This is a genomic window from uncultured Roseivirga sp. (assembly GCF_963973945.1).
Taxonomy (GTDB): domain Bacteria; phylum Bacteroidota; class Bacteroidia; order Cytophagales; family Cyclobacteriaceae; genus Roseivirga.
This window is the reverse complement of the sequence record NZ_CAXBBV010000004.1, coordinates 252,628-277,753: the sequence shown is the minus strand read 5'-3', so window position 1 is coordinate 277,753 and position 25,126 is coordinate 252,628. Positions and strand designations below refer to the sequence as shown.

The following is a 25,126-nucleotide window of genomic DNA, read 5'->3' as shown; positions in this document are numbered from 1 at the left end:
GCCCTAAGTTTGAATCATAATTAATCAAACAAACATTCATTTTTAAAAAACACACATTATGAAAAAGTCAAACTTAGTACTTGCATTTGCATTAACATTATTCTCTCAAGGCCTTATGGCTCAGGACAACAACGACATCAATATTGCTTCACACCAATTGGACGTCAACGTTCCTGAAGTGGCAATCCTTGATATTTTTGATGCCAACACGGGAACAGAAGTAGGTCCAATTATGATGGACATGACGAATGTAACCCTTATTGGAACAAATGCTGAAGCTGGGCTTTATGCTTTCCAAGATATGAGTTACGGAAACATGTTCTTGAACTACACTAGCGTAGTAGGACAAGCAGCTTCTGGTTTCGATGTCACAAGACAAATCGATGTACAGTTCGAAAATGGAAGCACCTTCCCTGGTAGTCTTGATCTTAGAATCACTCCACAAGCTCCAGTAATCATTGCTAATGGTGGTGACGCCAACTCAGCCGGATCTGTTGTAGCTGCTGGCGTTGCTTTGGGTACTTCAACTCCAATTGGAACGGACGCTTTGCTGGTAAGCAGCATTGAAAGTGTTTACACTGGCGACCAGAACTATGGTGTGAAATTAACTTACACTTTAGAGCAAAACGGAAACTTCTCTGGTTACAAAGCTGGCCTTTACCAAGCAACCATCAGATACACACTTTCTGACCTGTAAGAACAACTAACACACCCTTTCAAGGCCTCATGACTTAAAGTTATGAGGCCTTTTTCTGTAAGAAAATACTGGGTTAAAATAATAGAGCCGTGTATTACTTACTTCGTAAACAGCAGTCCACAAAACCTCTCCATCTGATATTAAAGTGCTTTATACAATAAGTATTCGAGTATTAATTCCTAAGCAAAACCATCAAAAACCAATAATACTCCAAAGCCTCTATCTTACATTTCACCGAAGCTCCATAGCAACTGATCTAGAAACAAAGAACTGACTAAGCGCTTTGCCCTAAGTTTGAATCATAATTAATCAAACGAACATTCACTTATAAAAACAAACGTTATGATAAAGTCAAACAAACCATTAATTGCCGCTTTAGTATTATTTGCCTTAACCCTACTCTCTCAAGGCCTTATGGCTCAGGACAACAACGACATCAATATTGCTTCACACCAATTGGACGTCAACGTTCCTGAAGTGGCAATCCTTGATATTTTTGATGCCAACACGGGAACAGAAGTAGGTCCAATTATGATGGACATGACGAATGTAACCCTTATTGGAACAAATGCTGAAGCTGGGCTTTATGCTTTCCAAGATATGAGTTACGGAAACATGTTCTTGAACTACACTAGCGTAGTAGGACAAGCAGCTTCTGGTTTCGATGTCACAAGACAAATCGATGTACAGTTCGAAAATGGAAGCACCTTCCCTGGTAGTCTTGATCTTAGAATCACTCCACAAGCTCCAGTAATCATTGCTAATGGTGGTGACGCCAACTCAGCCGGATCTGTTGTAGCTGCTGGCGTTGCTTTGGGTACTTCAACTCCAATTGGAACGGACGCTTTGCTGGTAAGCAGCATTGAAAGTGTTTACACTGGCGACCAGAACTATGGTGTGAAATTAACTTACACTTTAGAGCAAAACGGAAACTTCTCTGGTTACAAAGCTGGTCTTTACCAAGCAACTATCAGATATACACTTTCTGACCTGTAAGAACAACTAACAACCCCTTTCAAGGCCTCATGACTTAGAGTTATGAGGCCTTTTTATGTTAAAAAGGCTTAAAGAACGCTTAATGCTATTCATCTATAGAAAAGAGTCATTGACCGTCAATACTCAATTATAGTCTCAGTAATATTTCAAATTTGATCATTAATCAATCATTCTAGTGTCAAAAAGAAATCATGGAGAAGCTCTTAGTAAGTACCAACAACAATACAAATGAGTCAAGTTTATTGAATTGTCAACTGCCACTTAATGGATCTACTGAACACCCGATGAATTCATTGAACAGGAACAAGAGTACCGAAGATCTTTCTGCCATTGATCAGCAACTCACTAGTAAAGTATTGGAAAGAATGTCGGCCCTACAGAACATGGCCAAAATGGGTTGTTGGGAGGTAAAGTATGCCCTCAATGGCGAACTCATCAGTGAATCTGTAGAGTGGTCTGATCAAGTATATAAAATTTATGGTTATGAGCCAGGTGAGGTTAACCCAAACGTAGAACTCTTCTATTCACATGTTCACCCCGAAGATTTAGATCAAATGAATACGGCCATCACTGAAAGCTTAGAAGCAAAGCAATGTTTTAACGTTGGCCACAGAGTGATTTGCAAGTCTGGTGAAGTAAAATATGTAAACCAACGTGGCGAATTCATTTATGGCCAAGCAGGTACTCCAATTGGAATGATAGGTATTACCCAAGATTTAAGCGAAAAGAAAGAAAGCTATAAGAAACTACAGGAAGCACAAACCAACTTCAGAAACATACTTGAAAATACCGACACAGGTTATGTGCTTATCAACAACGAGTTCGACATTGTAAGTTTTAACGACCAAGCCAATGAATTCATTTCTTCCGCTTCTGGCAATTCTATTATTATTGGCTCTAGCTATTTTAAGCTCATTCCTGAAGCAAGAATTCCAGTAGTAAAAGAATCAATCAAAGAAATAATAACCACAAAGAAGCCTCTGAGCTACGAAACCAATTTCCCCCTTAAAGACGGTACCGATAGATGGTTAAAACTCAGAATGTTTCCGATCATCAATAGCGAGGAAGTGGTTACCGGAATTACAATAGCAGCTGACGACATTACTCAACAAAGGAAATGGATGCTTGAGAAAGAAGCCATGACTAACAGTCTGATTCAACGAAATAAAGCTTTGGAACAGTTCGCATTTATTGTGTCGCATAACTTAAGAGCTCCATTAACCAACATTATTGGGCTTTCAACCCTAATTCCAGAATTAGACCCTACAATGGATGGTTTTGATCAATACCTAAAAGGCCTAAAGAAATCTGCTGATAATTTAGACAGTGTGGTATTGGATCTTAATTCAATATTGAAAATCAAAACTGATCAAGATGAAGGAAAGGTAGAAATGTCATTCACAAATTTACTAGAAGACACCAAGGCAAACCTTTCTAATGTTGAAGCCAAGCAGGCTGAATTTATAGATGGAGACTTCGCTGAGGTAGATAAAATCACTACCATAAAGCCATACATGGTGAGCATATTCACCAACCTATTGACCAATAGTATTAAGTACAAAAAACCAAGTGAAGCCTTAAAATTATCGATAAGGTCTTCGATAAAAAAAGGAAACATTGTGCTAGAGTTTAAGGACAACGGACGAGGGATAGATATGAAAAAACATGGTCAACATATTTTCAATCTGTATAAAAGATTTCACCACGATGTAGAAGGCAGAGGCATAGGTCTATATATGATTAACGCCCAAATAGAAGCCATGGGAGGCTCTATAGAAGTAGAGAGTGAACCCAATGTAGGAACCACTTTTACCATCAGTTTACCTCAATAATCACTATTAAAATCGACAGTTATGGAAACCAAAAACACATTTATTACTATTGATGATGACCCAGTAAATAACTTACTTTCCAAAATCATCATTTCTAAAATCATAAATGAGCCGATTGTAATAGAATACAATATGGCGCAAAAAGCACTTGATTTCATAGCCAACGAAAAAGAGCACCCAGTTAAAACCACCATTCTATTAGATATAAATATGCCTGAAATGAGCGGCTGGGAATTTCTTGAAGTTTTCAGCAGCTTACATCAAGAAATAAAAAACAGGTTCGAAATTTACATGTTGTCCTCTTCAGTAGATGATAGCGATTTAAACAGATCCAAAGAACACCCAGAGGTAACAGGCTATATAAGCAAGCCTTTAACCACCGATAAACTAGAAATGCTCTTTAAAAAAGCAAACGCGGCCTAACTATTTGCTACCAGCCCTTTGGTAGCAAATAGCTACTTTTACTCAAACTTTACCTTTCAAGTATATTGAAAGGTAAAACGCTTATCCCTACTTCAACTCACCCATTGCCCTTTCTGCCCGATAAAACTTAAAAGATGCATTCTAGCATTTTATCGACACCAATCCCCCATTGACCGACACTTGGCGATTTTTGCTGTTCAGAAGCTGCAAATTTGATACATAATCAATAACGCAAAACAGTAAAAACATGAAAAAGCTTCTCGCAATAATCGCAATAATCATCCTAAGCAGTAAGCTAGCAACAGCCAGTGTAACTGTAATCAATGGTCTTACTCATTTCTATTCTGGAAACTCTGGCGACATTATTTCTGGCGAAGTAATTCTATTCAATTCATCGGTAATTGACCAAAGAGTAACCTTCTCTATAAACGAAGCACTCTTCTCTTGTAATGCCAATAGAAAGTTTACTGAAAAAGCACCTCATGCTCAGTCATCAAGCGATTGGTTTGAAAGTGAAGTAATGGAAAAAGTATTAGCTCCAAACGAAAAATACACCTACCGCTATACCATTAGAATACCAGCCGATCAAAAGCTAAAAGGCTCTTACTGGAGCGTATTGATGGTTTATGTAGAAAACCCAGTAAAAAAAGAACAATTGACCAATAATATTGGCCTAGACACTAAAGTGAGATATGCAATTGGTCTTTTAACTCATGTAAATGGCTTTGACGATGTAAATATTGATTTCACAAACGTGAATTTCAACCAAACCGAAGACACACCTAATAAGCTAGAAATCAATGTAAAAAATGACGGTTCTTTTATTGAAGGAGTACTCTTAACACTTGAAGTTTATGATGCTACCGGAAACAAAATATCAGTTTTTGAAACAGACAGAAACATGGTTTTTCCTGGTGTTTGTAAAACATATGTAGTGGATATCTCTTCACTACCCCCTGGCGATTATCAATGCCTATTATTGGCCGAAGCTCGCGAGGACTTCACAGGCACTAATCTCTCATTAAACCTAAAATAAGCCAGTTCAAAAAAATCACAATCTCTTAAAGACCCAACTGTCATGTTTAACACTCATAACCTATTCGATATGAATTCTTCAGAAGATTTAAAAAACACGTTGAGTGAAGCCTCAAAGCACATGACACGAGTGTTCATTACCATAGCCTTACTAATAAGCTCGCTACAGGCCTTTGCACAATCTAAATTTGAGATAAAGCCTATGCACAAAACTGAAGCTTATACGGCTGGTGTTCGACACACCTTAGCTTTTGAGATCGCCAACCAAACAACTGCTTCTTCAAGTTTAAGCTTAAAGTTAGAATTACCTGCAAACTGGAAAGTAATAACACAACCTGCAGTAATACAGATAAATAGTCAGGAAAAGAGTTTTGTACTGTACAGCTTCTCGATACCAGCAAACGAATTGCCTGGTGTAAAAAAAGCGTACCTAGAATTGTTCAATGAAGATTTATCGGTTTCAGAAAGAAAAGTAGTTGATTTCAACGTAGGTGTAAATCACAACATCGAGGTAAAGAGTTTAACCACCCCGCAATACACTCAAGCAGGCGAACTAATCGAGGTTTCCTTCGAAATAAAGAACAAAGGAAATGTAAACGAAAAGGTAGAGCTCTCTTCTAGAAACACTATAGAGGGAAATGTAACATACGAAATCCCTGCTAACTCATCTATAGTGGTAAAAGTAAATCAAAAAACAAACGCCAAAACCTTTGCTGTTCAGTCATTACTTTCTGAATTAAAAGTATTGAACACAGCCACAAACGTTTCCAAAACAGCTTATGCTACTACAAAAGTGTTTCCTACCAAAATTGCTAAGAAGGATGCATTCTTAAGATACCCAATGGAAGCCAGTTTGTACTACAACAACTATTCAAACAAGAATACAGAATTTAGTAGTGCTTATGTAGAGCTAAGAGGAAACGGTTTTCTGGATCAAAAGCAGAATCACTATTTAAACTTCATTGTACGTGGTCCAAATCAAAATCACTTAAGTCGTTTTGGTATCAACGATCAGTACAGCTTAGTTTACCGTAACCGAAGTAACACCACTGTGTTTATCGGAGACCATGTATTCAACATTAACCAATTGGGTTTATTAGGAAGATATGGTTTCGGTGCGCGTATCGATCAGAGGGTTAAAAACTGGGTTTTAAGCGCTTTTTATACCAAACCAAGGTTAGCCTTTACTACCAAAGAACCAATATTCGGTGGTAAAGCAGTATATAACGCATCGGAGTTCTTAAAACTAGGTTTGTCTTTTTCAAGCTCTAAAGAAGTACCTCAATACTATAATCAGCAAATCGCTAATACCGCTGAAGGTAGTGGTACAATAGCCGTATTCGAAGCAGACTACAAAGACAGTAAAACTCAGGTCCATATGGAGTTGGCAACTAGCATGAACAGCGAAACCACAGATTACGCCAGCGATGTTACCATTTCTCATCAAATGGGAAACCTGTTTTATAACGGAAGTGCCACTATGGCTGGTGAAAACTATTTCGGTACATTGAACAATAGCCTAAGATATGCCAACTCATTAAGCTACAACCTATCAAAATGGAGCTTGGGTGTTGGGCAGGGTTACTCCAAAGTACACGAAAGAGTTGATACTACCCTTTATGGAGTACGCCCTACTTTCGAGAATTACTATGCCTCTATTGGATACCGATTCAACCGCAAACACTTTGTGAATTTGCGAGCTGTGAGAAGAATGCGGAAAGATGAAAGCGTACGCCAAAGCTTCGACTACAGAGAAAGAGGAATTGACTATAGATACAAGTACACTGGAAACTACCTCACGGTAAATTTTAACGGTAGAATAGCAAAAACTCAGAACTTAATCAGTGAGAACATGCAAATCAGAGATACATACGGTGAATTCTTAAATATAAACTATAAGGTTACGCCAAAACTATCATTGCGCTCAAACGCAAGTCATAACCGAACAAACCGATATAACATCAACAATAGCGTATCTGACTATTATCTTTTTGGGGGCGCATTTAGCTTAAGAGTAAATAATGATTTGAGGTTTGGGGCAAGCTATAACAGTGGCTTTAGTCCAGAAGAAAGCTATCGTAAAAGAGATTTTCTTAATGCCAATGTATTGGCCCGTATTGGCAAACACCACCAAATAGAGGCTCGAGTAAATTATTACATGAACCCCAATTCAGAAACACAGAAAGAACTTTTCGCTTTTGTTAAGTACACTTACAGATTTGGAGCACCTTTAAAAAAGACACTTAAGCAAGGAGGAATTAAAGGATTTATTAAGTCTGATGATCCGGGAATTAACCTTAAAGGCATCCAAATTGTAGCTTCTGGCAGTTCAGTAAGATCCAGTTCAAAAGGTGAGTTTGAATTAAACAACCTTCCCGTTGGTCCCAACTATTTATTAATTGATGAGTCTACACTGCCATTGGGAGTAGTAGCGCTAGCTCAAAAACCAATTGAGGTAAATGTTGCTGAAAAAATTTCGACAGCCGTAAATATCACCCTAGTTAAGGCCAAGCAACTGAAAGGAAAGCTGATAGTAAAAAATGCTAATCAAGAATATCAATTAGATGGATACTTAAAACTAGAAAACAACAGCTTCACTTACTATATTGAATCTGACAAAGACGGAAACTTTAAATTTTCAAAAATTGTACCCGGTACATACAAACTATCGCTAGTGAGGTTGACAACTGAAAGCACACTGGAAGCTGTTTCGGATGAGCTAACTATACAAACGACAAACGAAGAGTTGACCACAATAGAATTTGCCTTAAAAGCGAAAGACCGCAACATCAAGTTCAAGAATAGCAACTTTAAAATTGGAAACTAATCATGAAACGCACTATACATATCCTACTCATTCTACTCCTAAGTTCATCAATGGCTTGGGCGCAGCAAACCCTAAACGCCAATGATCCCAATTCATTTATCTTCGGTGGTGACCAGAAATCAAGTGGTGCCTCTATTGAGTTGTTACCTATTGCCATCATTGACATCGAGCCTGAAACCTTAGCGGGTGCTGGAGGTGCTGGTGCAGGTACGGAAGCAGGACTTCCCCCTTCAAGTGGTGGAGCTGCCGACCTATCTAACCTTTGGATCAATTTCACGCACCGTGCTCAAAATTTCCAACCGGCCAGAATTTATGTTTCTACCAACCAACCCATCCCTAAAGGAATGAAGATAGAGGTTCAAATAACAGAAACGGGGACTGGTGGGAATTACCCTAAGAATCCGAACACTAATAATATTAAGCTCAGCCAAACCGAGCAGGTCATTGTGTATGACTTCGCAAATGGCTACACAGGGGATGGTTTAAACAGGGGCTATCATATCACCTATAAGATTAAAAAGCCAAAAACACTCCCTGCAGGATTTGAAGTAATTTATCGCATTCAGTAAACATTACGATCATGAAAAACATATATACAATCATACTTTTACTGTCATTTTCAAGCTTGTCCTTTGGTCAGCTTTTACCTGGCACCTTAGACGTTAGTGGTTTCCCAAATATTATAGAGAACATCAATGACTTGGTGATGGAAGCGGGTGAAGATGCCAATACTGTAGGTTTTGAATCAAGCATAGATGCCAATTTAATTGCTTTCATTTTGGACCCAACTGTAAACCCAATTACCGGCTTCACGACCAGTTCAGAGCAAAACTGTACGGCAAACGTGTTCAGATATACAGTTTATATGCACACTCAGAATGCTCCACAAAACGTTGAAATACAAGCCAAAACAACAATGAACAGTGGCATCCGCTTTCCAGTGAACAGTCCATATGACGATCTTCCCGTTCAGCCCCTTGGCCCTCGTGACTTAACGCCCGACAATGGAGGTGGATATATTACCATTCCAAACAATGGAAGCGCAGCCATTAAGGTATTTGAATTTGTAGGTTGTCGACAGGATATTCCGATCCAATTCAAGGTAAAAGCAAGTGCCATAGCCATCGCAGGCGTTAGCAATTTCAATATTTTCTACACTGTTGTAGGAAGCTTACAGTAACCTCATAAATTTCCATACCATGATTGACGACATTTTCTTTAAACGTTTTACTGTGGAAGAGCTCACTAAGCTGAAAGCCTATATAGAAAGGATAAAAACACAGCGAGAAAGTAAGTTTCCTTCTGAGATCAAAGAGTCAGATATTTCTATACGCTGTAAGGATTTCTTACTCAGCTTAGAGATTGACGCTTGGGTACAATTAGAAGACTTCTCTGAAAATGAGATTAAAAGGGCTAAAAATATCGGGACAAAAATCTTTAGAGAAATCAGTAAAGAGCTTAAAAAAAGAGGATTAAAACTAAAAACCGAAAGGTAAACAATACAGCCACTCCAGTAATAGCATTCCTATCAATTTGGTTTTCTTCCTATCTTCCAATTCAAACAACCATATGGAAAATGAATAGGAAACACATTCTGCTATTTTTGTTGCTCTACTCCCCTATGCTTTTTGCTCAAGAAGTAAGAGTACTCAATCCTGTAACCTGGCCTGAGTCCGATAAAGACACAGCCATGTATACCGTAAAAGGTGAAAGACACGGTGTCAGTTTTTTCAAACAGTTTCAACACCCCGAAGTGCAATATGAGCCAATGAAGCAGCTCACCTTCGACACCTACCACACCGTAAACGTGATGTATTACTGGTATAAATTATGGGCCGAAAAGTATCCAGATATTGTAGACTTGTATCAGGTAGGCACCAGCTTCGAAGGTCGACCAATTTTACAAATGACCTTGACCAATAAAAAAACAGGCAAAGACACCGATAAGCCAGCGGCTTACTTTGAAGGAGGCCGTCATAGCGGAGAAATTACCAGTAGCGAATCCATTCTTTGGCTAACTCAACACCTATTAGAAAACTACGGTAGCGACCCCGCCATTACCAAACTGATTGACACCAAAGCCATTTACCTCAGGCCACAAAATAACCCTGACGGTTCGAACCTGTATTTGAACACTGCACAAAGAAATCGCTCTACTGTAAGACCACACGATAACGACCGAGATGGCTTGCTAGACGAGGATGATGAGGAAGATTTGGACGGTGATGGTATTATGTACCAGATTCGTGTAAAAGCCAAAAAGGGAGAAACAGGCACACACATTATTGACCCAAGAGACCCAAAAGGACGTTTAATGAAACGTTCAGAAAATGGAGATTACTTTGTTTATAGCGAAGGTATTGATAATGACGGTGATGGAAGATATAATGAAGACGGTATTGGCGGATTAGACCTTCATAGAAATTACCCTGAAAACTGGCGACCAGATACAGGTGAAGATGAAACAGGCAGAGGCTATACCCAAAATGGAGCCGGAGCTTTCCCCATGTCCGAACCAGAATCGCGCTCTATTGTAATGTGGATGCTCACCCACCCCAACATTTCAGTAGCCAACTCTATGGACACCCGAGTACCAATGCACTTAAGAGCACCTTCTACTTCCAAAAGTGAAGAAAGAATGTATCCTGAGGATTTGGACATCTACAAAAAATACGATCAAATTGGAATGGACATTACCGGCTACCCTTGGGCTGGCGATGTATTTGAAACTTATGCCACCCGTTATAAAGTGAATCCTTCTACTGGCGATCCATTAAAGCCAAGTCCACTATTCGGCCACGGCCCTGATTTCGGTTACTTCTATTACGGATCAATTTGGTATGGCGATGAGCTATGGAACAATGGCGCTATGAAAGATTATGATAACGATGGCATTTATGACGATTATGATGGGCTGCGCTGGGACGATGAAGAAAACGGAGGTCGTGGTTTTAAAGAATGGGAACCATTTGATCACCCAACCTTAGGCAAAGCTGAAATCGGTGGTTTTCACCCTAAATTCTTTGGTCAAAACGGGCCACCTTGGCAGTTAGAAAACTGGGCCAAAAAGCAGGCACTCTTCAATTTAGCCATGGCCATGGATTTGCCTCAACTCACATTAAATGATGTAAGTGTAGAAAGCAAAGGCAAGGACACTTATATAGTGAAAGTGAAATTCACGAATATAGGCCAATTACCAACTGCACTTAAGCAGGCACAATTGGTAAAGATTGTACGCGAAGACCGTGTTCAATTACAGTTCGATTCGAAACTAACCAAAGGTGGGGACGATGCCCAAGTGCAAATCGTCAGCCCTACTCTATCTGACAAAACTCAGTATATGGACAGAACGCTTCCAGGGCAAACTCAAGAAGCGAGTTTTGAAATTAAGCTGAACAAAATCAAAGGCGCCAAAGCTAAGGTCAAAATCCTATCCACCCGAGGCGGCTATATAGAAACTGAAGTGACCATTGGGACGCCAGAAAAATAGTTAAAACCATTTCCTAAGAAGGAACATGAGTTAATAAGCAGCCTGAAGATCAATTGATTTTCGGGCTGTTTTGTTTCCTACCCTCTTCAAACTAAAAGGCAAAACTAAATACATTAATAAATTACAATAATTTTATATTAACATATTTAATTTTATCTATATATAAATGAAGCTTTAGCTTGACGTACCTGAATAAAAACAGCTTAGAATAAATAGATAATGAAGTAATAGGCCATTACAAAGCAGGCGATAAACTTGAGCAACGTACCTGCCAAAAAGCCTAAAAACGAACCCAGTGCAGAACGCATCGCTTTATTAGTATCTTGTCCAGCACTCATTTCACCTACAAAGGCACCCACCAAAGGGCCTATGATAATACCAAAGGGTGGAAAAAAGAACATACCAATAATCAACCCTATGGTACTCCCCCACACTCCTTTTTTGGTTCCCCCAAACCGCTTTGTTCCATAAATGGGAACAATATAATCGAGCACCGTAACTGCCACGGTAATTAAAGCCAAGGTCCATAAAGTATCCTCTGGAATATCTGTTCGGGCCGTAAAATGCAGAAATAGCAAACCTAAGAAACTAATCGGTGGCCCAGGAAGAATGGGCAAAACACAGCCTGCAATCCCCACAAGCATAAAAACGATACCTAAAACAATAAGTAGTATATCCATGGCTAAAAAAGTGATTGATATTTAAAGATGATTATTTTTGGTGTATAAGTCATGATGGACATTCGAAAACAACTTTTAAAAGAGCACTCCAAAGAGAATACGAACCTGATCGTTTCATATGTTGCAGAACAACAGGAACGGTTTGATGCGCTGATGAATCTCTTTCTGAACGATGAGTATCGCGTAACTCAAAGAGCAGCTTGGGTGGTTGGTGAAATAGGTAAAAAGAAGGTTGAGATGCTCAAGCCTCATTTAAAGTCCATGGTTTTCAACCTTAAGCAACCCAGTTTACATGACTCCATTAAACGCAATACCGTTCGTGTGCTTCAGGAGCTTGAGATTCCAGAAAATCTGTGGGGTGAAGTAGCCGATATTTGTTTTGGCTATTTGGCCTCTAAAAGTGAAGCCATCGCCATTAAATGCTTTTCTATGACAGTGCTTTTGAACATTACTTACAAAGTACCTGAGCTGAAAGGCGAACTTCAAATCCTGATTGAAGACCAAATGCCTTATGGCTCCTCTGGGTTTAAATCTAGAGGAAAACGAACACTGAATGCGCTTGAGAAAATTCAATAAGAGCTGCAAGTGCATATAGAAATGATGAAGATTAAGTGAAGCAATCTCACAGTTTACTAACCGCAAAGGACACGAAGTTTCGCAAAGTTGTTAAGTAATGTTTTCTCTACGAATTAGCTGCAACCTGCAAATAGTCAATTTTAAGATGAGATTGCTTCGTTCCTCGCAATGACCGTGACCGATGGCTCATCACAAAACCCAAACATTTTATACCAAAAACCCACTGTCGCTAGCAGCCAAAATAGTTTAAACTGTGGGTTATTAGAATGCTAAACCAATATCAACCGCTTCAAATCTAGAGGTAAACAAACATTGTTGGCACCGAACAAAATAAATACTCCCACTTAACCCTTGAATTTTAATAAAAGGTGCTCAAAATAGAACACCACCTGTCCGTATCTGACCGTATCCATTTTCTGTAAGCTACTCTCAGTCAATGTATATGAGCTTTCCGTCCATGGCATGTATGTTGTAAACCTGTATGCGAACCTTCAGCTTAAACCATGCTCAAGAATTTCCTTTTGGTTTCATACCGTAATCTTCGCCAGAACAAAGGAGCTTCCTTCCTCAATATTTTGAGCCTTTCTTTAGGCATGGCGGCCTGCTTGTTTATTTTCCAATACCTCTACTTTGAATATACCTTCGACATCTTCTCCAATTCAAGTCATGTATACCGAGTTGAAACAGATACCTACGGATTTAATTCCTTACAAAAGAAAGATGCGCTTACAGCCCCTTTTATCGGACCAGAACTAAAAGAAACCTTTGATGAAATAGAGAACATCACGCGTTTAATGCCTTTTTCTGATAATGGAACGGCCTTCTTCAGCCAAACCCAAGCGGATGGATCTTCCCACCCTTTGTATGTTGAAAAGGTCTATTTTGCCGAAAACTCTCTGCTTGAAATCTTTTCTGTTGAACTGATTGAAGGTGATACAGAAGAAGCACTTTCTACCCCAAACACCATTTTAGTTTCAGAATCTGGAGCGCAAAAGCTCTTTAGGGAAGATTTGGAAAAAGATATTTCCATTTTAGGTAAAACCTTGAAAACTGGGCGTGAAGGAATTGATGAAAACGTATATATTATCACAGGTATTTTTAAAGACTTCCCCATAAAAAGTCATTTACAAGCTAATATGCTTGTCTCTCTTTCTTCACCAGAGTCAGGATTAAGCTTTTCTTCAGGAACACAAAACCAAAGCCTTTACACTTACCTAGTAGAAAAACCAAACAGCAGTTTACAGTCCATTCAAAGCAAAGCCAGCAACCATATTTACCTACCTCTGATTACGGATACATTAGAAAGCCGGCTTTCTTTCCTACCGATTCAAGAAATTCATTTGAACTCTACTAGCTCGAATGAACCATCGCCCAGGGCCAATATTGTATTTCTTACTTTTTTAGGTCTGGTTGGCCTTATCATTCTCATTCTTTCTTGTACCAACTATGTGAATAGCGCTATTATCAACTCCATCGATCGAGCGAAGGAAGTGGGTGTAAGAAAACTACTTGGTATTGCACCCAGACAGTTGATGCTTAGTTTTTTGGGAGAAGCTTTCATGATCAATCTCTTGGCAGGAGTTTTGGCCTTTTTCAATTTTATAATGGGGCTTCGCTTGATGAAACTCTATACCAAGGTAAATTACCCAGTACCAATGGAATGGGAAACACTAAAAACAGGATTGGCCTTTGTGCTTGTTTTAGTCATTGTCAGCACCATTCTTTCAGGAATTTACCCTGCCACTTTTCTTTCTACCCTTAAACCCATCGAAGCCTTAAGGGGAAAGGCTCAGGTGCTCAATTCCAAGCTTTCTTCCAAAGGATCAAAAGTCATTAGGTTTCTGCTGGTTTTCCAAATTGCAATGGGCATTAGCTTTCTTTCGGCCGTTTATATTGTTCATCAACAATTAGAATTTCTAAAATCGCACGACAGTCAATCTATAGAACTGAAAGTGACGGCTAAATTTTCTGGAGCTGGTGGCACTAACCAAGCTTACATTGACAAGTTCAACCGCTTTATTCAAGCCCAATCTAATGACAGAATCAAGGATGTGATCTTGACAAACCTATACAATGGACAGATCAAAAAGACTCAAAGTATCAAGCCTTTCTATTTAGTCGACACCAAGCAAGACACTACCCAAGCCAACTATCAGCTTTATGTGATTGATCATCAATATTGGAAAGATTCCGCTCAAATTTTTCTGGCCGGAAGAAACTTTAAGCCGCAATTTTCTGCAGACTTTGACAAAGTAATTATCAATGAATCGGCAATGCAAGCTCTTGGTTTTACAGAACCAGATAGCCTTTTAGGAAAACAAGTGGGACAGTACAATGGCTATTTAAATGTTTCTGGGGTGATTAAAAATAAGTCAGCATTGGAAGGACCCAAGGCCTATGTTACAGGTATCAACCACCCTACTTTTTTCCAGATGACAGTGAAATCCGAAGGAAGTTCAAGTGAAAAAATAATGGCCACTTTAAACAATCTAGAATATACTTGGGCTTCTCAATTTCCTAATTTCTATTTCTTGGACCGCCAATACAACGACCAATTGGCCATGGAACAAAACATACTTAAGCTGTTCTTTTTCTTTTCGTTGATTGCCATTCTTATTGCCAGTTTGGGCATGTTTGGCCTATCTTCATTTACAGCATATAAACGAACCAAAGAAATTGGGATTCGCAAAGTTTTGGGCGCCCATGCAGGTCAAATATTGGTACTATTGCTATACGATTTTCTAGTGCTCATTTTCTATGCAAGTATATTGACATTACCTGTTGTAATATATGGAGCAAGAGAATGGCTGGCCAATTATGCCGTAAGAATCAACTTGAGCCCCACTTTAGTACTTTTCCCCATCCTTATGATGCTGATGATTTGCATTGTTATCATCGTAAAACAATGTTGGAAAACCGCAGTCAGCAACCCTGTCAATTCATTGGAAATGAATTGAGCTTATTATTCTTTCCGTCTTATAAAGCCTCAAGCGTACTTAAAAAGATAAAGCTTACAATTGGTTGCCAATATTTGATGTCCTAAAGAAGTTTTATACTTTAAATGAAGTATGGCGTCTATATAGCGTGGGCATACACCACAGTAATATCGTCAAACTAGTTGATTGCCTGATTTTGGGAGCTGCTAACTACCCACCTTCGTCTTATTTCTCTTAAAGGTTATTTTAAAATAGATTAATGTAAGGCTGAGGGTAAATATAGCCGTATTCGCAATAATTACAGGAATAAGCCACAAAGCAAAACCATAAATTAACCATACAATAGTGCTGCAAAAAACGATCACGAGCATTCCCATACTCAGATCTTCAGCACTTTTTATTTTCCAAGTTCTAACAACTTGCGGTAGAAAGGTGAGGCTACTTAAAATTGCTCCTAATAAGCCCATTGCTTCATATATATCCATCTTGTTCTATCTAGGCCGAAATTTATTACATTATTTCTGAACATTCCTTGGATAGACAGCCTACTGAAAAAATATAACCTAGGCTTAAAACTAATAAAGCCCAGACTGAGAATAAACTCTCACACTAGGCTTCATCTAATTCCTTTTTTTATTTCAATTACTCATAACGCAATGCCTCAATAGGGTTGCGTCTTGCTACTTTTATAGATTGAAGCACCACAGTTAAGAAGGCAATCCCAATAATTAAAAGTGCTGGCAACACAAAAATATACCAAGCCAAGTCTGTTTGATACGCAAATGTTTGAAGCCATTTTTCCGCACCAAAGTATGCTATTGGAAGGGCGATGGACACAGAAAGAAAAATAAGCTTCATGAAGTTAGTAGAAAGCATTCTGATTATGCTTGAAACGTTAGCCCCCAAAACCTTTCTGATCCCTATCTCTTTAATCTTTTGTTGAACTTCATAAAGCACTAACCCAAACAAACCTAATATGGAAACAAAGACCGTGATGGACGCAAAAACTCCGAAAACAGTACCAAACTGCTGATCGGCCTTATATTGCTCATTAAACTTCTCATCAAGGAAGAAGTAATCGAAATCACTGTTTGGATAAACATTTCGATATGCGCTTTCAATTTTGGTTACCATTTCTTTATATGAATTGCCTGAGTTTTCTGTATTTAATTTTACAGAAGCATAATTACTGGTACCTCCATTTTTATCGAACCAAAAAATAGTAGGGTCAACGCTGGTTTTTAAAGAATGATGATTGTAGTCGTTAAAAACACCTAATATCTGAACCTCGTTGCTCCAAAAGTAAACCTTAGCACCTATCGCCTCTTCGTTTGAGTTGAAGCCTAACATTCTTCTGGCGGTTTCATTTACCATAATCGAAGTAAAATTAACACTGGCTGAAGGGTCTTTTTGATCATCGAAAGTTCGTCCTGACAAAATTTTAAAGTCAAAAGCTCGAACAAACTCGGCATCCACTCTATAGAAAAAGAAAACGCTACTCTTTCCTTCTTCATGACCTTGTGCATAAACGCCAGTGGCTGAATTCATTTCGCTAGTGCCTTGACCAAACAAGGTTTCTGAATAGGCAATAGACGATACTTGAGGTAATTGTTGTAGCTCATTCTTAAAAGCTTGACGCTTTAATAACTGAGTTTCGTCAGAATCAGCAAGTAATGGTGAACGTACTACCACTGTTTGATCAATATTTACTCCTAATTTCTGACTCCGCATTTCTTGTACCTGAGCATAAATCACCATGGTTCCTGCCAAAAGCACCATTGTAATCATAAACTGAAATACTACTAACCCTTTTCTAAGTACTATTCCCTTTTTGGAGCTGCCAAGACTACCTTTCAATACTTCCAATGGCTTATAATTGGCCAGCACCAAAGCGGGGTATGCTCCAGAAACCAATGTTCCTATTAACAGGAATACCAACACAAAGCTCAGAAGTATTGGGTCAGAAAAGACATTGAAGCTAAGGCTAAGCCCAGAAAACTGATTAAAGAAAGGCAGAACACCTTGAATTAAAGTGAGCGTAAGCACCAAGGACAAGAGATTAATCAAAAAAGACTCTGTTAGAAACTGGTTAAGCAATGCCGCTTTGTTAGAACCCAAAACCTTCCTTACCCCTACCTCTTTGCCTCTTTCTAAAGCTTTGGCTGTAGAAAGATTGATATAATTTACCCACGCAATTACAAGAACAAACATTGCTACTAGTAACAAAATATTCACTGTGGCCTGGTTACCGTTTACGTCTGCCTCAAAAGTTCTGTCAGATTTTAAATGAATGTCGGTTAATGGTTGAATAATCAGTTTTTCAGCCCTGTCCTCTTCAGTTTTAGCTATAAAACTCTTATTAAAACGTTCTGCAAAAGCATTATCCAGTTTTGCTCCGTTGGTTTTCAAATACATGAACTCATTATTTCCATTCCAACTATTATAGTCCCACTTTAGGTATTGAACTCCCGTTTGATAAGAAATAAGAATATCGAATTTTAGATGTGCATTTTCTGGAACATCATTAACTACCCCAGTCACCTGCATTGGCACTTCAGCTCCACCAGGCACGGCTGTTAATACTTTGCCCATTGGGTCTTCATCTCCAAAATACTTTTTTGCAATACTTTCTGTAATCACAATCTTAGCCACTCCTTCCAATGCCGATGCCCTATCTCCTTGTGTTATGCCCCAGTCAAAAACAGTTAGCCAGCTCGGATTGGCAAAGTACACTCGGTCTTCATTAAAAGCCTTATCATCATTTTTAAACAAAAAACGGCCTATATGCCTTGCCATAGCAAAGTCTTCTACTTCTGGAAATTCCTCCACTGCCATAGGCCCAACTGCCGGATAACACTGTGCATCTGCAGTTTGAAAAGTACCTTCAGCATATAAATCCACCGTTACTCTATAGATATCTTCTGCATGAGGGTGAAATCTATCATAGCTCATTTCGAACCTAGCATAAGTCAAGATTAGAAAACAGACAGTCATGCCAACGGTAAGACCAAAGATGTTTATGATAGCGAATGACTTTCTCTTCTTTATATTTCTGATGGCAACAATTAGGTTGTTTCTGAACATGGTATTGAATTAGAGTTGTAAATAAAGTTTTGAGTTTATTCGTAACGGAGTGACCTAATGGGGTTCATACGGGCAGTTTTGAGGGTTTGCCCAATGACAATTCCTAATGAAATAACTGCCACTGTTACTACAGGCAATACAAAGAAAAACCAACCAATATGTGTTCTGAAAGCATACCCTTCTAACCAAGATTGGGCAGCAAAATATACCAAAGGCAATCCAATAAAATTGGCCAATAGAATCAGCCATAAAAACTCCCGTGAAAGCATTTGTAAAATATCTGCAATGGAAGCCCCCAACACTTTTCTGATTCCTATTTCCTTTGTTCGCTGAACGGCTGTATACCCTACAAGACCAAAAAGACCAAGACAAGCAATGGCTATCGCCAACAATGAGAACAAGTTGAAAATCTTTCCAAATTGCTCGTCAGACTTATAAAGGTTATTGAATCGAACGTCCATAAAACCATATTCAAAAACATCTTCTGGATAGAACTCATTGTAGGTTTGCTCAATATATGCTATTGTTTGCGACATATTATCGGCACTCACCCTGATTTGATAAGTGTCGCTATAGCCAAAGTAAATAGGTAGAATTAGCATAGGCTCGATGGACTCCTTGAGCGAGCGGTGATGAAAATCATCTGTTATGCCTACAATAGTCCACTCCTGTCCGAAAAACAATAGTTTTTTATTAACAGCCTCTTCCGCAGTTTTAAACCCTAAAACTTTTAATGCCTTCTCATTTATTATTGCGACATCAATTAGTCTAGGATCTTCTTTATGATCTTCTGGTCGGAAAGGTCTTCCCGCTAAAAAATTGATTTGGTAAACATCAAAGAATCCATAGTTCGCTCCTAGCCGATTAAGCATATGTTCTTCCGTTTGCCCCAGCCTTCTCACATCAAAAACTCTTGGCATACGCCCTCCAAAAACATTAGAAGAGGTGCCTGCTTTTATGATATGTGCGTTTTGTTCAAGTTCATTTAGAAAGGCATTCATATGAGATACAATAGTTGTATCAAAATTTACCAATGAAGGCCCTTCCACAGTTATTACCTGCTCCATATTTACTCCCAAATCCTGACTCTTCATGAATTGTGTTTGCTTCATCACCAGATAAGTACCTGCAATCAAGGCTGTGGAAAGAATAAATTGAAAAGTGACTAAGGACTTTCTCAGAATCCGCCCCTGCGTACTTTTTCCATACTCTCCTTTTAGGGTTTCGGATGGCTTAATCCCAGAAAGCACAAAGGCTGGATAAATGCCCGAGCCTAGTGCACCTAGTAATAGAACTAGGATCATCCAAAAAATCATAGAAAGTGATCCAACCTCCATGGTTGCAAACTCCAGCAAAGACAGCCCTTCTCCGATCAAATTATTGAATGGGATTTGAAAGACTTGAATAAGCGTAATGCCCAATACGAAAGCCAATAAATTGAGCATGATGGATTCAGTAAGGTACTGTCTGATGAGTTGAGGTCGACTTGCACCGACTACCTTTCTTACCCCCACTTCCTTCGCTCTTTGCAACGATTTAGAAGTAGTCAAATTCACGTAATTCACCCAAGCCATAATCATAATAAAGCTCGCAATGATGATAAGAATCCACATCATCCTTCCATCGGATGTCTGATGAATTTCATACTCATAATCAGAATACAGGTGGACATCTGACAATGGCTGGAGGTGAAATTTTTCAACCTTTCGGGTTACGTCATCAGCCTTCAAATACTTCTCTGAGAAAGAAACGAACTTTTCTTGAAATCTCCTGTAGTCAACATTCTTGGCCAGTTCTACATAATGGTAATAGTCAGAATTAGTCCAACTAAAACGGGCAGATTCGCCCCAAAGACTGAAAAGTGTTACTCTCGAAAGAAGTGCTTCATATTGAAGACTTGAATTAGCTGGAGGGTCCGCAACAATTCCAGAAAGCTGCCATTTAGACCTCTGTGAACCCATCTCTAAAACAGTACCCAAGTAGCTCGTCCAATTGGCATTCGAAGTTTGAAATATCTTTTCTGCCATCGACTCTGTCAAAATAATCTGGTAATTCTCACTCACCATTGTTTCTGGATTTCCAACCAATACCTCTACATCGAACATTTCGAAAAAAGAGGGCTCAACTAAAAATGATGAAGCTATTTTCGTAGGCTTATTATCATATAGGAATACATTTTCTACAAAGGGGTTTATAGTTGTATGATTCAGAATTTCTGGATAATCTTCTGCCATTTGCGGCCCAACGGCCGAGTAGGTAATCTGACCTCGCTGAAGTAATTGATCGCCTTCAAAACGCTCATTTATTACCCGATAAATTTGGTCAGATTTGCTATGATATTTATCGAAGCTTAGCTGAAAAAAAGCATACTCTAAAATGAATATGGAAGCAGCTAGGCCAATAGAAAGACCTAAAATATTCACTACGGAAAGGGTCTTGTTCTTTCTTAATGACCTTAATGTTGTTTTAAAATAGTTTTTAAACATCGGTTTTGAGTTTATTCATAGCGAAGAGAATCAATTGGGTTTGACAACGTTGATTTGACCGAGTGAAAAGAAACAGTAATGGCAACAACCAAAAGGCATATGCATGTGGAAAGCAAGAAAATATCAGCCGTAATTGAAGTACTGTAGGCAAAGCCCGAAAGCCACTGCTCCATAAAGTAATAGGATATTGGTAGCGATATGGCTGTGCTCAACAGGATCAACCAAATGGTTTGTCGGTTTAAAAGCATGAGCACATCAGAAAAACCAGCGCCTAATACTTTTCTAATGCCAATTTCCTTGGTTCGGTTGGCCATATTAATGCCCGTTAACCCAAAGAGTCCAATACAGGCGATAACTACACCCAGTACTGAAGCCACATTAATAATCTCTTTCCATTTTTGGCTGTCTTTATAACGGCTATTGAGGTAGTCGTTAAGAAAGCTAACCTCAATTTCTTTTTCGGGAACAATCTTTTCTGCGGCAGCCTTAATGGCAGCGATCCCAGCTTCAGTCTTTCCCGCACTGATTTTCACAAACAAGTCTGAAAGGCTATTGCTATTGGCTACATTGAAACGAAAAGGTCCGATAGATTTCTGAAGAGATTCAAAATGAAAATCGTTGACAACACCTTGAATGTCCTTTTGCACAAAATTATACATTGCCGTATCAGACTTATAAAGATCATAGAGTGTTTTGTTCATGATCGTTCGATTTTCCAAGGCCTCTACCCCCATCTCTTCACTAAAATATTCTCCCTCTAAAAGAGGAATGTTAAAGGTTTTAAAGAAGTCGAAATCAACTCGGGCGCTATGCACCCAATATTGTACACTGTTAATCACAATACCACCTCTACTTGTAGATGGAGTGAAAATCCCATTTACACCAGTCACTGATTCAATTTCTGTATTTGAAGCTAACTCCTGCTTCATCAATTGAGTCTTTCCCCAAAGACCTCGAACATAAACTATTTGCTCTTTGTCAAACCCTAGATCTTTGTTGTTTATATAATTGAACTGGCGATTCATTGTTAGCCCCATTGAAATAAAGAACAGACAAAGCACAAATTGAAACACCACCATAGACCTAATTAGGATAGGTTTAATCTTGTAGGTAGTGTTTCCTTTAAGTCCATTCACCACTCTAAATCGAGATAAAATTTGCGCAGGATAAATACCCGCAAGAAAAGCCAACACCAGAGCAAAAAGGAGGCTGAACCCAAGGATTTGAATATTCTCAAATAAGCTTAGTTCTATTGCTTTACCTGCTAGCAAATTGAATTTCGGTAAAAACAATTGCATCAATGTAAAGCCACCAAGAACAGAGAATGCTGAAACAATAAGTGCTTCTAAATAGAATTGTGTCCGTAAATGACCTCCGCTTGCTCCCATTACTTTTCTCACCGAAACTTCCATTTGTCTGCCACCCGAAGAGGCTACATTGATCGAAAGGTAATTAATACAAGCAATCAACAAGATGAGTAGCCCAATGCCAATTAGTATAATAGAATAAAGCGGAGAGGAACTCTTTCCATAACTTATACTTGGGTCGAGGTACAGACCTTGGATGTTCTTTAAGCCATACTGTACAACAGGATTAGAGGCAGAAAGCTTAAGCATTTCTCGCCTACTGGAAATTTCGTCTGCAAACCTTTCAGTATAAATCTTGCTTATTTTTTCACTTACTAATTCAGCATTTTCAGGATTGTTAAGAAAAATAAAGGCTGAAATCGCATTGTAATACCAGTCATCAGGGTGTTCCTTGTAATAATTGGAATTAGCTAGGTTAAGAACAATGTTGAATTCGAGAGATGAGTTTATCGGCTTTTCTACTACTCCTGAGATTTGGTAAACATCACTTTGTTCACTCCCACTTAAAAACGTTTCGCCTACAACATCTACCCTTCCAAAAAGCCTCATGGCCATTTCGTCTGTAATTACTGCGCTTTTGATCTCCTTCAGTGCAGTGCTTGGTTGGCCATATAAAAAAGTAAAGCTGAAGTACTCAAAGAAGTCTGAATCAACATAGTTTACATACTCTGACAATTGTCTTTCATCTTTTTTGATACTTATATAATTTCCTTCAACTCTAATTAACTTCTCTATTTCTGGTACGCTTTCTCTTACCAATTCCAAAAATGGAAGGTTATGAGAAATGCTATTTTCAACTCCTTTGTCGGGCGTGGCGTCAAACCACCCCAATTCCATTTTTGGGTCGTCTGTTTTAAAATCCGTTTTATAGAGAAGAAAGAGGTTGTCTCCATTGGCATGAAATCCATCATAGGTCAACTCGTCTTGCACAAACACAAAAACCAATAAGCCGATCATCACAGCGATGGACAAGCTCACGAAGTTTATAGCACTGTATAATTTTCTCTTCGAAAGGTTTCTGAATGACATTTTAAGGTGGTTTCTGATCATCATTTCTCAGTTGTTTATACCCTAAACATGGTTTTAAAATCTTATTGGTTTACAATACAGCAATAGCCTATAACCATGCCGAAACACTAACTCGTTAAATAACAACACCTTACAAGTCTCAACTTTCCGTTTATCAATTAATTTGTATCAAAATGGAGCAAGTTCATGTGCCATAATGATACATTTCTTACCTTTATCATCCATCACAGAACCATTAAGACCAATGTCAAAAATTGACGCCAAAATTCTAGTACTAGACGATGATCAGGGAGTACTCTACACTGCCAATATGATCTTGAAGCAATACTTTCAAACCGTAATTACAGAAAAAGACCCAGCTAAATTAGACTTTCTGCTTAACCAACATGAATATGATGTCATTGTACTCGACATGAATTTCTCCTATGGTTTAACTGGAGGAAAAGAAGGCATCAAGCTTTTGAAAAGAGTATTAGAGAAAGATCCAAAAGCACATGTATTGATGAATACCGCCTATGGCGATATTGATATTGCGGTAGAAGCCATGAAGGAAGGGGCTGTCGATTTTTTGGTTAAACCTTGGCAAAAAGAAAAGTTACTCGCCACCGTGTTGGCCATTTATGAGCTGAGTAAAAGCAGAAAAGAGGTTCTAGAACTAAAGTCGAGTCAAAAGATTCTGATGAAGGATCAGCAGAAAGAGTTTAGCGACATTATTTCTGTAAGCCCTGTAATGAAGCCCATTTTTCATACCATCGAAAAAGTGGCTCAAACAGATGCCAACGTACTTGTTTTGGGTGAAAACGGAACTGGTAAAGAATTAATCGCCAGAGAGATTCACAACCAATCAAAACGCGCTAATGAAAATTTCATCAAGGTAGATTTGGGCGCAATCTCTTCTTCCCTTTTCGAATCTGAGCTTTTTGGACATGTGAAAGGTGCCTTTACCGATGCAAGAGAAGATCGCCCAGGACGCTTTGAGTTGGCCTCTAACGGAACGCTCTTCTTAGATGAAATAGGCAACCTATCTTTACCCCTACAAGCGAAACTGCTTACAGCGCTTCAATTCAAACAAATTAGTCGTGTAGGTTCCAATAAGGTACTTCCATTGAACATCCGCTTGGTTTGCGCCACCAATATGCCTCTTTACGAAATGGTTAAGGACAATGAGTTTAGACAAGATTTACTTTATCGAATAAATACTGTAGAAATTAAGCTTCCCCCTCTAAGAGAAAGAAAAGAAGACATTGCTCCTTTGGCAAAGCATTTTTTGGCGGTTTACACTAAAAAGTATCATAAGGAAAAAATGAGACTAAATGAGACTACGCTGAATAAACTGCATGGCTATAATTGGCCAGGAAACATACGTGAACTTCAGCATGCCATTGAAAGAGCTGTGATTATGGCCAGTTCTCCCCTTTTAGCCCCAGAGGATTTCCTTTTAAAGGAAGATGGTACTTTAGGCAATAATCAATCAGAATCATTGAATATTGAGGCCATGGAGAAAACTGCTATTCAAAATGCGGTACGTAAGGCAGGTGGCAATTTAACGCAAGCCGCAAAAGAATTGGGTTTTGGGCGGAGTACTTTATATCGGAAAATGACCAAGTACGGACTCTGATAATCAATATAATTAGATTAGATTCACCTCAATTTTAATAAACCAAAACA

Annotated in this window: 18 protein-coding genes; 13 read left to right on the top strand and 5 right to left on the bottom strand. The window is 38.7% G+C overall.

What is annotated here, in order from left to right; genetic code table 11:
- The first annotated feature begins 58 nt into the window (after positions 1-58).
- The 10 genes from AAC026_RS09545 to AAC026_RS09500 all read left to right on the top strand — a co-directional run bounded on the left by AAC026_RS09545 (position 59) and on the right by AAC026_RS09500 (position 11,300).
- Positions 59-697, top strand: coding sequence for a hypothetical protein (locus AAC026_RS09545; protein ID WP_339697335.1), 639 nt, complete (start codon positions 59-61; stop codon positions 695-697).
- Between the two features lie 342 nt (positions 698-1,039).
- On the top strand, positions 1,040-1,693 hold the full coding sequence (locus AAC026_RS09540; protein ID WP_339697333.1) for a hypothetical protein: 654 nt from the start codon (positions 1,040-1,042) through the stop codon (positions 1,691-1,693).
- Positions 1,694-1,884: 191 nt separating this feature from the next.
- Entirely contained in the window at positions 1,885-3,525 is a 1,641-nt protein-coding gene (locus tag AAC026_RS09535) for a PAS domain-containing protein (protein WP_339697331.1), read from the top strand.
- A gap of 21 nt (positions 3,526-3,546) precedes the next feature.
- Positions 3,547-3,948: a response regulator gene (locus AAC026_RS09530; RefSeq protein WP_339697329.1), complete on the top strand. Its 402-nt coding sequence runs from the start codon at positions 3,547-3,549 to the stop codon at positions 3,946-3,948.
- Positions 3,949-4,195: 247 nt separating this feature from the next.
- Positions 4,196-4,984 (top strand): hypothetical protein, encoded by a 789-nt coding sequence (locus tag AAC026_RS09525; protein WP_339605814.1) that lies wholly within the window; start codon positions 4,196-4,198, stop codon positions 4,982-4,984.
- 69 nt (positions 4,985-5,053) lie between these two features.
- Complete coding sequence (locus tag AAC026_RS09520) at positions 5,054-7,810, top strand: hypothetical protein (protein ID WP_339697327.1); 2,757 nt, start codon at positions 5,054-5,056, stop codon at positions 7,808-7,810.
- 2 nt (positions 7,811-7,812) lie between these two features.
- Positions 7,813-8,379: a hypothetical protein gene (locus tag AAC026_RS09515; protein WP_339697325.1), complete on the top strand. Its 567-nt coding sequence runs from the start codon at positions 7,813-7,815 to the stop codon at positions 8,377-8,379.
- 11 nt (positions 8,380-8,390) lie between these two features.
- Positions 8,391-8,990: a hypothetical protein gene (locus tag AAC026_RS09510; protein WP_339697323.1), complete on the top strand. Its 600-nt coding sequence runs from the start codon at positions 8,391-8,393 to the stop codon at positions 8,988-8,990.
- 19 nt (positions 8,991-9,009) lie between these two features.
- Positions 9,010-9,306 (top strand): DNA-directed RNA polymerase subunit alpha C-terminal domain-containing protein, encoded by a 297-nt coding sequence (locus tag AAC026_RS09505; RefSeq protein ID WP_339697321.1) that lies wholly within the window; start codon positions 9,010-9,012, stop codon positions 9,304-9,306.
- A gap of 80 nt (positions 9,307-9,386) precedes the next feature.
- A complete protein-coding gene (locus tag AAC026_RS09500; RefSeq protein ID WP_339697319.1) occupies positions 9,387-11,300 on the top strand; it encodes a M14 family metallopeptidase in 1,914 nt (637 codons plus the stop codon).
- Positions 11,301-11,503: 203 nt separating this feature from the next.
- Here the strand turns inward: AAC026_RS09500 and AAC026_RS09495 are convergent, their stop codons facing one another.
- Positions 11,504-11,980, bottom strand: a complete 477-nt coding sequence (locus AAC026_RS09495; RefSeq protein ID WP_339605808.1) for a DUF456 domain-containing protein — start codon at positions 11,978-11,980, stop codon at positions 11,504-11,506.
- A 51-nt stretch (positions 11,981-12,031) separates the two neighbouring features.
- Here AAC026_RS09495 and AAC026_RS09490 point away from each other — a divergent pair, with 51 nt between their 5' ends.
- Positions 12,032-12,556 carry a hypothetical protein gene (locus AAC026_RS09490; RefSeq protein WP_339697318.1) on the top strand — a complete coding sequence of 175 codons (525 nt, stop codon included), beginning with the start codon at positions 12,032-12,034 and terminating at the stop codon, positions 12,554-12,556.
- A gap of 503 nt (positions 12,557-13,059) precedes the next feature.
- The gene (locus tag AAC026_RS09485) at positions 13,060-15,513 is read left to right on the top strand and encodes an FtsX-like permease family protein (RefSeq protein ID WP_339697316.1); all 2,454 of its coding nucleotides are present in this window, start codon (positions 13,060-13,062) and stop codon (positions 15,511-15,513) included.
- A 185-nt stretch (positions 15,514-15,698) separates the two neighbouring features.
- Here AAC026_RS09485 and AAC026_RS09480 read toward each other — a convergent pair whose 3' ends face one another.
- The 4 genes from AAC026_RS09480 to AAC026_RS09465 all read right to left on the bottom strand — a co-directional run bounded on the left by AAC026_RS09480 (position 15,699) and on the right by AAC026_RS09465 (position 23,482).
- The gene (locus AAC026_RS09480; RefSeq protein WP_339697314.1) at positions 15,699-15,977 is read right to left on the bottom strand and encodes a SemiSWEET family transporter; all 279 of its coding nucleotides are present in this window, start codon (positions 15,975-15,977) and stop codon (positions 15,699-15,701) included.
- 157 nt (positions 15,978-16,134) lie between these two features.
- The gene (locus AAC026_RS09475; protein ID WP_339697312.1) at positions 16,135-18,576 is read right to left on the bottom strand and encodes an ABC transporter permease; all 2,442 of its coding nucleotides are present in this window, start codon (positions 18,574-18,576) and stop codon (positions 16,135-16,137) included.
- A gap of 35 nt (positions 18,577-18,611) precedes the next feature.
- A complete protein-coding gene (locus AAC026_RS09470) occupies positions 18,612-21,062 on the bottom strand; it encodes an FtsX-like permease family protein (RefSeq protein ID WP_339697310.1) in 2,451 nt (816 codons plus the stop codon).
- Positions 21,063-21,073: 11 nt separating this feature from the next.
- Positions 21,074-23,482 carry an FtsX-like permease family protein gene (locus tag AAC026_RS09465; protein WP_339697308.1) on the bottom strand — a complete coding sequence of 803 codons (2,409 nt, stop codon included), beginning with the start codon at positions 23,480-23,482 and terminating at the stop codon, positions 21,074-21,076.
- Positions 23,483-23,702: 220 nt separating this feature from the next.
- Here AAC026_RS09465 and AAC026_RS09460 point away from each other — a divergent pair, with 220 nt between their 5' ends.
- Positions 23,703-25,076, top strand: a complete 1,374-nt coding sequence (locus AAC026_RS09460; RefSeq protein ID WP_339697306.1) for a sigma-54 dependent transcriptional regulator — start codon at positions 23,703-23,705, stop codon at positions 25,074-25,076.
- The last annotated feature ends 50 nt before the right edge of the window (positions 25,077-25,126 follow it).